The organism is Vibrio alginolyticus NBRC 15630 = ATCC 17749 (genome assembly GCF_000354175.2).
GTDB lineage: Bacteria > Pseudomonadota > Gammaproteobacteria > Enterobacterales > Vibrionaceae > Vibrio > Vibrio alginolyticus.
Genome location: NC_022349.1, coordinates 2,414,088 through 2,429,027 on the forward strand (window position 1 = coordinate 2,414,088; position 14,940 = coordinate 2,429,027).

Sequence of the window (14,940 nt, forward strand, 5' to 3'; positions counted from 1 at the left end):
AAGGGATCCGTATCCCCGCATGAAGGAGTTATGCAAATGAAAACCATGAAAAGCAAATTAGCAGTGGCGCTAATGGCTGCGGGCCTAAGCTTTAACGCAATGACAGCAGATATCAAAGTTGGCTATGCAGCTGACCCAGTATCGCTTGACCCACATGAGCAGCTATCAGGTGGCACACTGCAAATGTCACACATGGTATTTGATCCGTTGGTTCGCTTTACTCAAAAAATGGATTTCGAGCCTCGCCTAGCAGAAAGCTGGGAACGTATTAACGATACGACTGTTCGTTTCAAACTGCGTGAAGGTGTGAAATTCCATTCTGGCAATACTCTAACGGCTGACGACGTCGTGTGGACGTTCCAGCGTTTACAAAGCTCTCCTGACTTTAAAAACATCTTCGACCCGTACGAGAAAATCGTCAAAGTGGACGACAACACATTCGATCTTGTAACTAAAGGTCCTTACCCACTAGTGCTGCAAACCGCAACGTACATTTTCCCAATGGACAGCAAGTTCTACACGGGCAAAACTGCGGACGGCAAAGACAAGTCTGAGCTAGTGAAGCACGGTAACTCATTTGCATCGACTAACGTATCTGGCACGGGTCCATTCATTGTGACTTCACGTGAACAGGGCGTAAAAGTGGAATTTGAACGCTTTAAAGATTACTGGGACAAAGAGTCGAAAGGTAACGTTGATAAGCTAACGCTTGTGCCAATTAAAGAAGACGCAACTCGTGTAGCAGCGCTGCTTTCTGGCGGTGTTGACATGATTCACCCTGTAGCGCCAAACGACCACAAACGCGTTGAAGATGCTGATGGCATCGACCTAGTTACGCTACCTGGTACTCGTATCATCACGTTCCAACTAAACCAAAACAGCAACGAAGCATTGAAAGACGTTCGCGTTCGCCAAGCGATTGTTCACGCAATCAATAACGAAGGTATCGTGAAGAAAATCATGAAAGGCTTCGCAACGGCTGCTGGTCAGCAAAGCCCGGCAGGTTACGTGGGTCACGATGACAAACTGGTTCCTCGCTACGATTTGAAGAAAGCGAAAGAACTGATGAAAGAAGCGGGTTACGAAAACGGCCTGACGCTAACGATGATCGCACCAAACAACCGTTACGTGAACGATGCGAAAGTAGCACAAGCGGCGGCGGCAATGTTGTCTAAGATCGGTATCAAGGTTGATCTGAAGACCATGCCAAAAGCGCAGTACTGGCCTGAGTTCGACAAGTGTGCGGCAGACATGCTGATGATCGGTTGGCACTCAGATACAGAAGACTCAGCGAACTTCAACGAGTTCCTAACTATGACTCGTAACGAAGAAACCGGTCGTGGTCAGTACAACTGTGGTTACTACTCAAACCCAGAAATGGACAAAGTGGTTGAAGCTGCGAACGTAGAGACGGACCCTGCGAAACGTGCAGAAATGCTGAAGGGCGTAGAAGCGACACTATACAACGACGCAGCATTCGTACCGCTACACTGGCAAAGTGAAGCATGGGGCGCGAAGTCTAACGTGAAAGCGGCAGATATCGTTAACCCAATGGTAATGCCTTACTTCGGTGACCTAGTGGTTGAATAATCACGGTTAGTCTACTTTGAGGAGGGATGGATTTCCCTCCTCAACTTAAAGCACTCGACTCAATTTTGTTTCAGTCGGATTGAGTTGGTTATTTAGACTGAATTTTCTCTCTAATTTAGAGATCTATGGATAGTTAAGGGGCAAGGAATGTTTTCGTTTCTGGTCAAGCGCCTGTTTCAGGCACTGATAGTGATGTTTGTGATCAGTTTGGTGGCGTTTGCCATTCAGGACAACCTGGGTGATCCGCTGCGTGAGCTTGTAGGTCAGTCGGTTTCGGAATCGGAGCGTCAAGCGCTACGCGACGACTTAGGCCTGAACGATCCCTTTATCACAAAGTATACGCGCTTTGTGGGTAATGCACTGCAAGGTGATTTGGGTACCTCATATTTTTTCAAGCGACCTGCGGTTGAGGTGATTCTCGACAAGCTGGTGGCTACATTAGAGCTCGTGTTTGGCGCGACGCTTATCATCATTGTTTTCTCTATTCCGCTTGGGGTGTACTCTGCGATTCATCCTAAGAGTGTTTTTACCAAATTTGTCATGGCGATGAGCAGTGTCGGTATCTCGATTCCGGTGTTCTTAACCGCAATCATGCTGATGTATGTCTTCTCCATAGAACTCGGTTGGCTGCCTTCCTACGGGCGGGGCGAGACCGCTAATGTGCTCGGTTGGGAATCTGGCTTCTTTACCATTGATGGTATCAAGCACCTCATCCTACCTTGTATTGCGCTAGCGTCTATCATGTTGCCGTTGTTCATCCGCTTGGTGCGTTCAGAAATGCTGGAAGTTCTGAGTTCGGAATACATTAAGTTCGCCAAAGCAAAAGGTTTGAACTTACAAAAGATTTATTACCAACATGCACTTAAGAACACCATGCTGCCAGTATTGACAGTAGGTGGTGTGCAGATTGGTACCATGGTGGCCTACACCATTCTTACTGAAACCGTGTTCCAATGGCCGGGCACTGGCTTCCTTTTCCTAGAGGCAATCAACCGTGTAGATACACCGCTGATCACTGCCTACGTTATCTTTGTTGGTCTGATCTTCGTGGTAACCAATACCATCGTTGACTTGCTGTACGGCATCATCAACCCAACTGTGAACCTAACTGGAAAAGGAGCTTAATCATGAGCCAATCAAATTTAACACCAGCTCCTGCTCCATCAGCGTGGCAGCGTTTCAAAGAGTCAGATTTTCTGTATTACTTCAAACGCGACAAAGTGGCGATGGCGAGTTTTACCGTCTTTATGATGTTCTTAGTATTGGCATTGGCTGCACCGATTCTTGCGCCAACAGATCCGTACGATCTGACGTCTATCGACATCATGGATTCTGAGTTGCCACCTTCGTGGATGGAAGATGGCGATGAGCGTTTTGTTCTTGGTACTGATGAGCAAGGCCGTGATATTTTATCGACCATTCTTTACGGTTCTCGTTTGTCTTTGACGATCGGCTTTTTAGCCGTCGGTCTTCAGTTGATTCTGGGTATCATCATTGGTTTGTCGGCGGGTTACTTCGGTGGTCGTATCGATAGCTTCTTGATGCGCTTTGCCGATGTTCAACTATCGTTCTCAACCATGATGGTGGCGATCATCGTATCGGCCATTTTCAAAGCCAGCTTTGGCAGCGATTTTTACAGCCAATACGCAGTGGTGATGCTGGTGGTGATCATCGGTGTGGCTGAATGGCCGCAATACGCACGGACAATTCGTGCCTCGGTATTGGCAGAGAAGAAGAAAGAATACGTCGAAGCGGCGCGTGTGATGGGCTTTAAAGCTCCGCGAATCATGTTCCGTCACATTCTGCCAAACTGTCTATCGCCAATCTTGGTTATCTCGACGGTACAGGTAGCGAACGCGATCATGTCGGAAGCGGCACTGTCATTCCTAGGTTTGGGTCTTCCTGTTGATCAGCCGTCACTAGGTGCGCTGATCAGCATCGGCTTTAACTACATCTTCTCAGGTGCGTGGTGGATTACTGCCTTCCCAGGCATCGTGCTCGTAACATTGGTTTTGGTTATCAACCTGTTGGGCGACTGGCTACGTGATGTATTCAACCCGAAACTGTACAAAGGATAAGAATTTTCCCACCAAGCGTTGTAAATTCGCTTAATTCCTTCCTAAACTGAGAGCCGGATGCAAATTCCGGCTCTTTTTTTGCTAGTTATTCTTTGTTCACATTTTTTTGGCGCTTTGCCGCCATAATGACCTTACCCACTAATTTAGAGTGAAGTGTATGGAAATGAAGAAGGCACAACACCCATCTCGTATCTTCCAAGCAAGCCTAGCTTTCGGCTTGTTGCTGGTATGCGCCCAGTTTTCTAGCCCAGTATCGGCGGAGGAGTTCCTTTGCCAAGCCACTCAAGCCAGCGAGAAAGAATTACCGATGCTTGAGAAAACGTGCCCAATTGGTAACGGAGTATGGGGAAAGAAAGTGCCGCAGGGGGGCAACTACCTTTACTGGATTCAATGCGGATTGCTACCCAAGCCTATGTCTCTCGCGAAAGCTAAGCCTCTCTATAGTAAAATCACGACTGACGTATGGATGAAGCCTGAATCCAAAGGCTATCGCTGTTTGATTGGACCTTACAAGGCATTGTCTGATGCGAGGGATGACTTACGAGGAGTCAAAACCTTGTCGAATTACAAAGAGGCGTTCATCCGAGTGGTTGGGAAAGGGACGAAACAACCAGTAACACCACCTACACCTAAATCTACTGTATCGTCGAAATCAGCCTCATCTTCGGTTAAGCCAACACCGACGGTGACCCCGAAGCCCGCGCCAGTTCCTGCTGTGCGAGCTGATACCGACGCCTTTAAAGCGCGGGCAGAGAAGCCAGATACCAAGGCAAAAAGTTCACGTGATAGCTCTTTGTCTACGCCTGTTGCTAAGACCAAAGCGAAGCCAATTGTCACTGGAAATGATGACATTGAAGTTCGGTTGAGAACTTCAGTACAGGGCAAAACGTACGTGGTCCCATATTTACTCGATCACCATAATCAGTTTTACATGGAACATGGTAAGCCGTGGAACCGCCTCAACTACGAAAACTCGCACAAAGTATGTCAGCAACTGGGTATGAGCTTAGCTAACCCTGCAGAGTTTAAAGCGCTGAGGGCGTCTGGGGTGATGGAAAAAAATCAATGGCCACTGCAACTGCCGTATTGGGGCAAAGATAAGAAAGGTTTGTTCGCCGATCGTGAGCCCAATCAGCTCACCGGGACCTCATTATTGAACGTGGTGTGCGTGAAATAACGACTCAGATATTGTGGTCAAAATATAGAAGAAAGCCCCGAGTTCGGGGCTTTTTTGCGGTCTCAAATATTATCGCTATTTGAGTGGCGTTTCTTTGTGACAGTTAGAGCAGATATACACTTCTTTGATGCCGACCAATCGTTCCCAAAGTGTTCTGCGTCTTCTACGCAAATGTACGCTATCACAGCAAGGGTTAACGATGGTTGCTTTAGTCATCATCACCAGGCTCCAAAATCGGTAGTGAACTCGCGATGCTTGTCATGGCTTCTTTGCTGTTAGAGTACAGACCATATTCCGGTGCGGATTCATGACCGTTTTGTTCTTTACTCCAACGAATACCAATATAAAAGTCACCAAAATCGCGGTTGATGTAACGATGACGAGTTTTGTAATCTGACTCTGAGCCTGTTTCTTCTAGAATCAGCAGTTCGCGGTCTTCATCATTCTGGACTTCCCAATTACCTGGAGTTTGGAATCCTGTTGGCATGAACGAAGTGTAGTTGTAAGTATCAGTGTCGTATTCGTACGTACCTGACGAGTATTTCAGGACTGTGTCGTCGCCTGTGCCATTACTTTCTACCATCAAGTCATGCTCTACCGTGCCTTGTTTGATGTGTTCTGCAACCGAAAGTGATTCTGCAAATGGGGTATTGCTTGAGTCCATCCAGAACAGCTCATCATCTGATATTTTAACGATCATTTGAGTACCGTTATGCTCGGTTTTGTGCTGGTACAACATTTCATACTCGTCGCCGTAGCTGTTGTATAGCTTACCGTCTTTCAGCTCAACGTCGTTACAGTCTTTATTGTTGTATTCCGTGTAACCAGTTTGTTGGTCCAGATCGGCAAGAATGGCGTAAGCATCGTGTTCCCATGTGTCTTTTAGGAAGTCACTGATGTTCGCTTTGTACTCTTGATTCATCTCATCGTGGTTTGAACCCCAGCAGAATAGTAGGCCTTCAGAATCTTGCATCAACATGGCGTAGCCAATTTCACCATCTTTCTGTGCAAAGCTACCCATTTTCCATTCTTGACCGTTGAAGTGCTCGTGAGTGAAGCCCAAAGTCGGTACTACTGGTGGTGGCGTGACGCCTTCGATAACCGTTGGCATGCTGAGCGCAATTTGTACCGCGGTATGGCCATCTGTTGCGCTAATCGCAAGTACTGCTCCAGCTTCACCTGCTTTTGTTGGTGTGCCTTTAATGGTGATAATTGCATTACCATCCTCAGATACTGTTAGACCTTCAATGTCTACATAGTCCGCTGAGTAGTCGGTAATTTGACCGTCTTTATCTTGGAACAAACCAGAAATATCGAGTGTTTGTTCAAACACTTCACCTTGTTGTAGGTACCAACCATCAACGATGGACTGCAGACGCGCTTGTTCTGTTTCTACAACCATTGGTGGTAAGTTTGCCGATTCGATTTCGAACTGAAATACGGTGCTTACCGTACCCAAAACCTTACCTGACGAATCAATGTCTTGCGCCGTTAGAACAATCTCAAAATCACCAGCTTTCTCTACGATTGCAGTTGGATGTAGAACAATCAGGTTGCCAGTTTGCACAACTTCAATGCCTGTGCCTGCAAAGTTGTGCGTCAGTTTGGTTGTCACAAGGTTTTGGTCTTTGTCTGCAAATAGACCTTCAATGTCTAGCTCTAAGCCATCAAAATCCACGCCTTGTACGATTTTTGGTAGTTTTTCTAGCTTATCTTTAGCTGCCTTTTCGACGATTTTGTTTACGGTTAGCTTGTTATTAACTGCCGTTTCAGGTGCTAAGGTGTCGCTGTCTGGGGTCGCGTCAGTGATGATTGGACGTAGATTTGGGTCATTGATGTTTTCGCCAGATGCAACAAGACGTTCCACTTCTTGGTTTGCCGCTTGAGCAAACTCCGTGGCTTTTTTCTCGTAGTTCGTTGGGTTTTGTGCTTTCGAGTCGGTCAGAATCTGAGCGGTTTTATGTAGTTCGGCGTTTTTTGTCGCACCTTCAACAAAATCACTGTACAGATCAATTGGTGCTTCTTCTGAGCCTCCTAGCGCTTGGTTTACTTTCGCTTTCGCATCTTCTTCACTAATGGCTGGATCTTTTGCCATTTCAATCGCCACAAGATCCGTGATAGGTGAAATCACGTTTGACGATGTTGGTGCACGGAATACGATTTCGTGCGCCATAGCTTGGCCTGGATGATCCATATCAACCGTGTATTTGCCAGCGTACTCTTTCGCATCCAAGGCGATGAGCTGTTTCTGCTTTGAACCGTTTGGTGTGATGGTCTGTAGCGCTAGAGTGCTTTCTGGTGTTGCATCCAATTTCAGTTGACCTTTCTCATCGGTCAGACCAAGGAATGTTTCTTGAGTGTCCCATTGGCCGTTGTTGTTCGTATCTTCAAAAACAACGGCATGCTTGAAGTAGCCGTCAAAACCTGTGATCACAACGCCGTCGTTAGCACTGTTTGAACCACCATCTGAACCGCCACAGCCTGTAAGAGCGATAGCCACTGACGCTGCTAGTAAACTCACCTTATTCATTATTTATTTGTCCTTGTTTCGTTTCCGAATGAGAAAGTCGCTTTTTTTATTATTTTTTTCTTTATATCTCACTAGTGAGATATAAGAGAGTGGTGTCTTTTTAATGACTATTGAGCTTAGGTTCAAGACACGAAAATCCGCACAAAACCCGTAAAATTTATTTCTATTTTTTGTCTATGATGGAAAATTTATAATTTGATCACGGTTCCAGTTTTATTTTGGGAATGATTGTTTTGTTAATATAACCACCGGTAAAAAAGGTTTATTGGGTGTCGCTAAGGACAGGGGCGTGATAAATCATGTTGATCTTAAATTCCTCAACGCGATCAGCAAATTGAGGGTGAGGTTTAAGCACATAACTGTAGACTTCGCCTGGAATGAATATGTCGTAATCTGTGTATTCAAGGTTGTAAAACATAAATGTTCGTTGCCAGTAATTATCTGGCCATTCAGCACAATGTATTGGATTTATGCCGTCAAAATCCATTGAGCTAGAGATAATATCGGCAAACTCTCCTCGCCCCGCTACGATAGAGCTGTACCAGTAAAATAAATAATCATGACAAAATAGGTCATGTTGATTTGATTTCATATTGAGATCAGAGTCCAGCTTGTGCACTGGTTCGTTACCCTGAACACTTCTATCAAATATGTAGTTGCTAGCAGTCCCGTTTATGTAACCTCCTCCTGAAATTGGAAAGAGGTAGTCAAACGACGTTCCTTGATATTCGTACTCGCCAGTGTGGACATTGATGCGCTTTTCCATGGACTGCTTGTTCTTTTGCATGGTATAGCTTTCGAATTGTTTACCATCAAACACGGTGGTGAAGTAGTTCCGAGTATCTTCATGAACCTGAGATGGGTATTCTTTTTTGATGGTCCAAATTTGGCGTACACCTTGGACATAAACGATCAACGAGTCATCACTGATTTTGTACTTGCCCACTTTTTTCAAGTCTCCCTTTTCAGGACACTGGCGTTTGTTGTGTGAGGCGGCATAACTTACTTCGCCCCCCTCAAACTGAAAGGCCTCGCAATACACCACTTCATACGCGTACGCGATACCTGCAAGATTTTGTGTCGTCTCTAGGCGATAAACTACATCGCCAACTAACGAGTGTTCTGTGTCATTTTGATCGGGTGTGATAACGGGTAACTCAAAGCGCGTTGTGACCCATGCATGATCGCTATTACCGTGATAATCATCGCGCGCTGCTACCGCCAAATATGTGGTGGTTTTTATTTCCTCAGGCGCTCCTTGCACCATCATTTGTCCTTGGTTGAGGACTCTTAACCCATTGGCGTTTTCAAGCCAAATCTGAGTGGTGAGGAGATCGCCATCTGGGTCTTCAAAAAGCTGGTTAAGGTTGAGCGAATAACTCACCGGAGAGTTTTGTTTCAGCTCCCAAGCATAAATAATGGTTTGTAGCTGCTGTTCCACAGTGAGGTTGATGATGGGTTTATTATTCTCTGATGGGTCCTCTTGTGGTCGGCTGTTCTTATCACCCAATGCTGACTCGTAAAACGTGTTGTCTTCTGTGGTATGAAATGGATTCGTAACAGGGCCTGGTTGTCCTAAAAGGGCGGAGTTAAATGCGTCATCTCCCGCTTTTTTATGAGTGCGATCCAACGCAGAACCTGTCAACGCTTGCTTTACTTCAACTAAAGATGTGCGCTCATATTGACGATGTGCTTGCTGGGTTGACTTGTCGGCGTTGTCTGACGAGTCTTCCACAGATGCCAAATTGTGTTTGTTTGAAATGAAGTAAATACCGAACAAACCGACGCATACTGCGCCGATTATCCAAAGCTTTTTGTTCATGATTACGTGTGCGCCATTCGTGATTGTAGCCAACTGCGAGAGAATTTGAGGTCTTTCTCTATCAGGCTTGCGCTGCATTCGAGTAGCTCACTGATTTCTTGGTTTTTCATGCCCATTAAATACTTGAGTTTGAGTGCGCTCGATTGGCGTGGATAGCGGCTACTGAAACTATCCAGAGCTTTATCCATGATAATCAATTGCTCGAAACGATCTTCTTCATCTCTCATCAATGTAATGTGTTGACGCTTTTGTGCTTGGTGCGAGCGTGCGTTGTCGATCAAGATTTGACGCATCACTTTGGCGGCCATCAAAAAGAAATCGCGCTTTGTTTCAATTTCACTCATGTCGCAGTTGGACATTTTCAGGTAAGCATCATGAATTAATGCCGTGGTGCTGTTGACGCTGTCTGCCAGTACTTTGTTGTCGGTGCCGTACTTTTCTGCATTTCGTTCACGCTCGTGTTGGGCGATCTTACGCAACTGTAAATAAGCAAACTGATAGAGCTCGCTCTCAGCTCGTTTATCACCAGATTGCCATTGTTGAATGATTTGTGTCAGTGCTACTGCTGTTGCCATGGTTATACATCCTCGCTCACTTTGACAAATTCAGAAATGGTGTGGGTTTCAATGCGATCGGAACCGTCTTGGTTGCGCAGAACATTTTGTTGATAGCGATATAAAATGCCTTGCTCCCAAGTTGCACCAGCTGGCAAGTATTCCCAGGTGGTGTAATTGATTTCAGATGGGGTTGTTGACCAACGTACCATGACGTTCATTTGCGCGAGTTCGGCTTTGGGGGCGCTATTGTTGACCCACCACATGTCGGCAAATTCGCGGGTAACATCTTGGGTGTACAGGCTTGTATCGGTTGGGCAGGTGTCCGTATTTTGCGGCAGTCGCATGACTTGTTGGTGGCGCATCAATAGGCACGATTGTGTCATGGACTGTTGGTGGTATTCGGTTTGCTGCCACACACCGAGGTAGTCAATGTCGTGTTCGCTAGTATTGGGATACGTAAACCAGAGCATTTCTGTACGGTTATTGTGTTGGATGTTTTTTTTACGCCCGAGACCTTGTACTTTTTCCATCAATAACTCGGTGCTCGGATCAAAATTGAGGGCAACGGAGCGGTACTTCCAGTCGCCTTTATCATCGAAGTCTTCGAGAGAGAAGCCATTCAAGTCGTTGCGGGTGCACCCTGTGATTGAACAACCAACGATATTAAACCAATCCGCAAACTTGCTTATCGGTTCGACGACATCTTCCGTGATAGGGCGCTTCATCGAGAGGAAGCAGCCTTGAAAATGATCGCCAATGCTTGGGTGTTCAATCAATGAGTCTTTGGTGATGGTGAATCGAGTTTCACCAATAGGAGGACGATATTTGGGATGATGCTGATAGCGCAGATCGTAAGCACAAGCGCGGCCTTGCCAATCCTTCTTTTTGATGACGATGTTTTTGAACGTCATGTCGCGAGGTTCAAAAATGATCTCATCAGAGGAAAAGTTTTTTTCAATGTACTGCTGGCTTTCGTTTAGGTGCTCAATCGCCTCATTGACAGATACCCAATCGAGATTGAGGTAGCGTTTAGCGTCATCCAGGTAATTGAGATCAAGGCCTTTGAGCTGGCTTTGAAAGTGAGGATCAGAAAGCACACGGTTTGCTAGGACAATTTCCTCACGATTCTCAGGCGTGCTGTCGAGAGAAAGCAGCAGACGCGTCATATTGATGCTGCGGCTAGGTTTGGTTGTCGCCATCGTCGGCGTCAGCACTTCTTGGCTTGATAAGGTCGTCAGCAGATAACCTTTATCATCGTTACCAAGGAAGAAGCTAATTACATCACCGGGTTGGTAATGAAATGCTCCTTGCTGAGTGACGCCAGTGATATTGGAACTGGTTTTGTAATACAGGCCAGTCACTGGGGCGTCGATAAAGTAGCCTTGCTTCAAGGTCGAAGCTGGTGGTTGTGAAGTGGCAGCTGAAACGTCTGCTGCCAACGTGGACGTAGCCGTCAATGCAGACAGCCAAAATACCACTGAACGTGTATACATCTTGTTTTAAGCCTTATTGGTTGGTGCTGTCCTTAGACGCACAATTTGGCTGACAACTCATTGGTGTAGTTAGGTGCTTCTCTGGCACCGGTGTCATCATCGCCAACAACATTTTTTGTTTTATATGTTTGGGGATATCTGGGTTAGAGAGTATCCGCCTTCGTGTTAACTCCATCATGGAGTTCACTGAGAGATGTTCGACATTTTGCCCCTTCGCGTGGAAGATGAGGCGAGTCATTTCGTACATCATATCTTCTGCAATCTTCTTCTCTTGTTGCAGCTGGATATTCTTTTGCATCATGGCGCTGCCAAATAACACACCAGAGAGCACAATGATGCCTGACAATACCGAAGCAAGGGGACGTCGCTGTACCAAGCGAAAGGCGCTATACAATGGCCAGTTTTTTTTCTGCTCGATTGGACGGCGTTCGATAATTCGTTCGATATCAATGCGCAATGCTCTAACATCGGTATATCGCATTTGAGTGGCAGGACGCGTTGCGCGTCTTATCACCCAGTAAACATCAGACCAAATTGTTGGTGATGGAAACATCAAAGCGAGAATTTTGCCCAAGGAGTACACGTCGCTTTGCTCTGTTAGAACCAGTCCTGCTTGCTGCTCTGGGCTGGCAAAATTTTGGCTAAACGCAATCAGCGCTGAGGGTGAATCTTCTCGGTTGGAGTGCGCTTTTTGAGTCAAGTTGAAGTCAAGCAGCTTGGGACGCTTGCTACGATCAATCAGTATATTTTCTGGTTTTAGATCGGCATGCAAAACCTGGTGCTGGTGGGCGTGCTCCATCGCCTGGCAGATCTGCTTAAACAACAGCAGCTTCTCCGTTTTTTCTAGCTTATTTTCAGATAGGTACTCATCCAAAGTTTGACCAAACACCCGCTCCATCACGATGTAAACCGAATCTTGATGGAGACCGCCGTCAAACACTTTCGCGATGTAAGGATGGTTTAGACGCGCGAGAAGTTGAGCTTCATCGAAGAGTGCGCGTTGCCCTAACACATTGCTCAAATTGCTTTGAATAAACTTGATAGCCAGATCTTGCTCGAACGTTTCATCTGCACGTAGAGCTGCGTATACGACACCCATGCCACCACGCCCCAACTCATGAGTTAGGCGGTACTTACTGATGATTTCTCCGCTTAGATCGACGTCTTGGTTCGTTGCCTGATGAGCACCAAAATAAAGTAACTGCGTTAGTTGTTCTTCCGGTGTCTCGTTGGCTAAAAGAGGAACGAGTTGTCGATACAGCTCAGGTTGACTTTGTTGTAATGCTTGGAGGTATTGCTGCTTTTGGGAGTCGTCCAGATCAAGCAGGTGGTAGTAAATCTGGGTTTCGCTAGAGCCTAACTGCACTGTGACTAATGTCTTATTCTTTTAGGTACGGCATTTTATAAGAACTTTGATATAAATGTCATTTATTTATTCGGTTTTGATTCACAATCCATGAAACGCAATTTGATGGCTAATGGAGTAATAACGTCATGATTTTGCGAATTATTTTCACTGAGCTTGTCGGCAGAGAGTCTATTCGTCATAATGTTACTTGTAACATTACTGATAAATCACATATTTATGGCTCAACAGAATAAGAAAACTCGTACGACATTGCAGGATGTCGCAGACCAGGTTGGCGTCACGAAGATGACCGTTTCACGCTATATGCGTAACCCTGAATCGGTGGCAGAAAAGACTCGGGCCAAGATTGCGACTGCGATTGAAGAGATGGGTTACATCGAAAACCGTGCACCGGCGATGTTGTCAAAGTCCTCCAGTAAAGCCATTGGTATTTTACTGCCGTCTTTGTCCAACCAAATTTTTGCTTCCTTTGTTCAGGGCATAGAGATGGTGACCAAAGCCAATGGCTATGAGACGCTTTTAGCGCATTTTAGCTACGATGAGCTTGAAGAAGAGCGCAAGATCGCGTCATTACTCTCTTATCAAGTCGATGGACTTATTCTAACTGAAAGCCATCACACGCCGCGTACATTACAGATGATCAAAAATGCGGGCATTCCGGTGGTCGAAACCATGGAACTGCCATCGGAGCCGATTGATATGGCGGTTGGACTCGATCATGAAGATGCGTCGTACACCGTGGTTAAGCAGATGCTAGATACGGGGAAGCGTACAATCGTCTATTTTGGCGCGCGTCTGGATACGCGAACCAAATTGCGGATGCAAGGTTACGATCGCGCGATGACAGAAGCAGGGCTAGAACCCAAACATGTATTAACTGGTGATCATTCTAGTTTTTCTTTAGCGCATGATTTGCTCGAACGCGCACTGGAAATGCACCCAACGCTCGACGGGGTGTTCTGTACCAACGATGACATCGCAATTGGTACTATGCTGAGTGCGCAGCAACGTGGCATTCAAGTTCCACAGCAATTGGCAGTGGCGGGCTATAACGCGTTGGATATCGGTCAAACCATCAGCCCGAAACTGACCAGCGTTGATACGCCGCGTTTCCAAATTGGTGTAAAGAGCGCAGAGCTATTAATTGCGCGCCTGAAAGGCGAAACGCAAGAAGAAAAAGTCTTCGATATGGGGTATCAGATCACGTCGGGAGAGAGTGTTTAACTAATTGTTAACTGCTCTTTGTATTCGCTCATCAATGGTATTGGTAGGTTAGGGTATGGCACATCAGCTGGATGCATTGGATCTCAACTTAATGCGTTTATTAAAAGCCGTGGTGGAAAACCGCAGCATCAAGCTGGCCGCAATGCAGCTTGGCATTTCTCAACCGAGCGCCAGCCGCGGCGTGATGAAGTTGAAGCAAGTGTTTGATGACCCGCTTTTTGTGCGTAAAGCACATGGGGTAGAGCCATCACCCATGGCGATTCGTCTCGCCGCCGAGTTCGACAATATGGTTGCACCACTGGAAAAAGTGGTGCAAGAATTTGAAGTGTTCGACCCGCTGCAATACCAAGGGCAGATCGCGATTGTAACTGACCCTTATTTGATGGATGAACAAGGGCAGCGACTGCTCACTGGTTGTCATCGAGCCTTTCCCAAAGCGCACTTTGCCTTTTCCAGCTGGAATACTTACTCGCACGATGAAATGTTAGAAGGCGAGCACGATTACTGCATTCTTGACCAAGAGACCGAGCTGTCGAAAGACATTTACATGCGCCCGTTATTCGTTGAAAAACGAGTGATTTTGGCGCGCAAAAACCACCCAACGTTGTCGAAAGTCAGCAATGATTGGGACACGGTGTCCAAACTACCACTTGTCTCTTTGCCTGCGCCCGCGTCATATAAACCGCTTTGTACCGTGGAGTCCGAGTATCGACGCATGGGGTATGAGCCAGTAGTGTTACTGAAGTCCTATAATTTGCGTTTGGCTTGCCAAATGTTGCAAGAAACCGACGCGATTATGTATGCCAGTCAAAGCTCGGCATTGTTGATGCCAGAACTCGCCTCTTACGCAATGCCACCCGTTAATCGTGAGTTTAGCCAGTTTGTTGTCTCTGGCGGTTTCCTTCAAACCAACCGCAACCATCCTTTGCACAGACACCTACATAAAGTGGTGCGACAAACCCTCAATACGCCGCTGATTTTTACGCAGTGACGTCACCTGATGGCATCCGCTGAATGAGAGAGCAGATGCTTTAACCTTATCAATGTTGTGTGATTACATAGACAACTTATTTCTTAAGATATTCAAAAATGAATATCTC

General features: G+C 46.2%; 12 protein-coding genes. 6 read left to right on the forward strand and 6 right to left on the reverse strand.

What is annotated here, in order from left to right:
* The first annotated feature begins 36 nt into the window (after positions 1 to 36).
* The 4 genes from N646_RS11115 to N646_RS11130 all read left to right on the forward strand — a co-directional run bounded on the left by N646_RS11115 (position 37) and on the right by N646_RS11130 (position 4,845).
* The gene (locus N646_RS11115; RefSeq protein WP_017821134.1) at positions 37 to 1,590 is read left to right on the forward strand and encodes an ABC transporter substrate-binding protein; all 1,554 of its coding nucleotides are present in this window, start codon (positions 37 to 39) and stop codon (positions 1,588 to 1,590) included.
* Positions 1,591 to 1,737: 147 nt separating this feature from the next.
* Entirely contained in the window at positions 1,738 to 2,715 is a 978-nt protein-coding gene (locus N646_RS11120) for an ABC transporter permease (RefSeq protein WP_005379110.1), read from the forward strand.
* A gap of 2 nt (positions 2,716 to 2,717) precedes the next feature.
* On the forward strand, positions 2,718 to 3,668 hold the full coding sequence (locus N646_RS11125) for an ABC transporter permease (protein WP_005384239.1): 951 nt from the start codon (positions 2,718 to 2,720) through the stop codon (positions 3,666 to 3,668).
* A gap of 157 nt (positions 3,669 to 3,825) precedes the next feature.
* Positions 3,826 to 4,845, forward strand: a complete 1,020-nt coding sequence (locus tag N646_RS11130; protein WP_017821133.1) for an SPOR domain-containing protein — start codon at positions 3,826 to 3,828, stop codon at positions 4,843 to 4,845.
* Between the two features lie 75 nt (positions 4,846 to 4,920).
* Here the strand turns inward: N646_RS11130 and N646_RS24685 are convergent, their stop codons facing one another.
* The 6 genes from N646_RS24685 to N646_RS11155 all read right to left on the reverse strand — a co-directional run bounded on the left by N646_RS24685 (position 4,921) and on the right by N646_RS11155 (position 12,613).
* On the reverse strand, positions 4,921 to 5,064 hold the full coding sequence (locus N646_RS24685) for a hypothetical protein (RefSeq protein ID WP_012841245.1): 144 nt from the start codon (positions 5,062 to 5,064) through the stop codon (positions 4,921 to 4,923).
* Entirely contained in the window at positions 5,054 to 7,375 is a 2,322-nt protein-coding gene (locus N646_RS11135) for a hypothetical protein (protein ID WP_017821132.1), read from the reverse strand. Before N646_RS11135 ends, N646_RS24685 begins: the two co-directional genes overlap by 11 nt.
* Positions 7,376 to 7,637: 262 nt before the next feature.
* Complete coding sequence (locus tag N646_RS11140) at positions 7,638 to 9,197, reverse strand: hypothetical protein (protein ID WP_017821131.1); 1,560 nt, start codon at positions 9,195 to 9,197, stop codon at positions 7,638 to 7,640.
* A 2-nt stretch (positions 9,198 to 9,199) separates the two neighbouring features.
* Positions 9,200 to 9,772 (reverse strand): sigma-70 family RNA polymerase sigma factor, encoded by a 573-nt coding sequence (locus N646_RS11145; RefSeq protein ID WP_005379118.1) that lies wholly within the window; start codon positions 9,770 to 9,772, stop codon positions 9,200 to 9,202.
* Positions 9,773 to 9,774: 2 nt separating this feature from the next.
* A complete protein-coding gene (locus N646_RS11150) occupies positions 9,775 to 11,247 on the reverse strand; it encodes a hypothetical protein (RefSeq protein ID WP_017821130.1) in 1,473 nt (490 codons plus the stop codon).
* A 13-nt stretch (positions 11,248 to 11,260) separates the two neighbouring features.
* Entirely contained in the window at positions 11,261 to 12,613 is a 1,353-nt protein-coding gene (locus N646_RS11155) for a serine/threonine-protein kinase (protein WP_017821129.1), read from the reverse strand.
* Between the two features lie 219 nt (positions 12,614 to 12,832).
* Here N646_RS11155 and N646_RS11160 point away from each other — a divergent pair, with 219 nt between their 5' ends.
* Positions 12,833 to 13,840, forward strand: a complete 1,008-nt coding sequence (locus tag N646_RS11160) for a substrate-binding domain-containing protein (protein ID WP_005379123.1) — start codon at positions 12,833 to 12,835, stop codon at positions 13,838 to 13,840.
* Positions 13,841 to 13,895: 55 nt separating this feature from the next.
* Positions 13,896 to 14,831, forward strand: coding sequence for a LysR family transcriptional regulator (locus N646_RS11165; RefSeq protein WP_005379132.1), 936 nt, complete (start codon positions 13,896 to 13,898; stop codon positions 14,829 to 14,831).
* Positions 14,832 to 14,940: the final 109 nt, after the last annotated feature.

What these genes read in the sequence shown, in the direction of transcription:
- N646_RS11115 (WP_017821134.1), top strand. Translation starts at nt 37, where the DNA reads ATGAAAACCATGAAAAGCAAATTAGCAGTGGCGCTAATGGCTGCGGGC.
- N646_RS11120 (WP_005379110.1), top strand. Translation starts at nt 1,738, where the DNA reads ATGTTTTCGTTTCTGGTCAAGCGCCTGTTTCAGGCACTGATAGTGATG.
- N646_RS11125 (WP_005384239.1), top strand. Translation starts at nt 2,718, where the DNA reads ATGAGCCAATCAAATTTAACACCAGCTCCTGCTCCATCAGCGTGGCAG.
- N646_RS11130 (WP_017821133.1), top strand. Translation starts at nt 3,826, where the DNA reads ATGGAAATGAAGAAGGCACAACACCCATCTCGTATCTTCCAAGCAAGC.
- N646_RS24685 (WP_012841245.1), bottom strand. Translation starts at nt 5,064, where the DNA reads ATGATGACTAAAGCAACCATCGTTAACCCTTGCTGTGATAGCGTACAT.
- N646_RS11135 (WP_017821132.1), bottom strand. Translation starts at nt 7,375, where the DNA reads ATGAATAAGGTGAGTTTACTAGCAGCGTCAGTGGCTATCGCTCTTACA.
- N646_RS11140 (WP_017821131.1), bottom strand. Translation starts at nt 9,197, where the DNA reads ATGAACAAAAAGCTTTGGATAATCGGCGCAGTATGCGTCGGTTTGTTC.
- N646_RS11145 (WP_005379118.1), bottom strand. Translation starts at nt 9,772, where the DNA reads ATGGCAACAGCAGTAGCACTGACACAAATCATTCAACAATGGCAATCT.
- N646_RS11150 (WP_017821130.1), bottom strand. Translation starts at nt 11,247, where the DNA reads ATGTATACACGTTCAGTGGTATTTTGGCTGTCTGCATTGACGGCTACG.
- N646_RS11160 (WP_005379123.1), top strand. Translation starts at nt 12,833, where the DNA reads ATGGCTCAACAGAATAAGAAAACTCGTACGACATTGCAGGATGTCGCA.
- N646_RS11165 (WP_005379132.1), top strand. Translation starts at nt 13,896, where the DNA reads ATGGCACATCAGCTGGATGCATTGGATCTCAACTTAATGCGTTTATTA.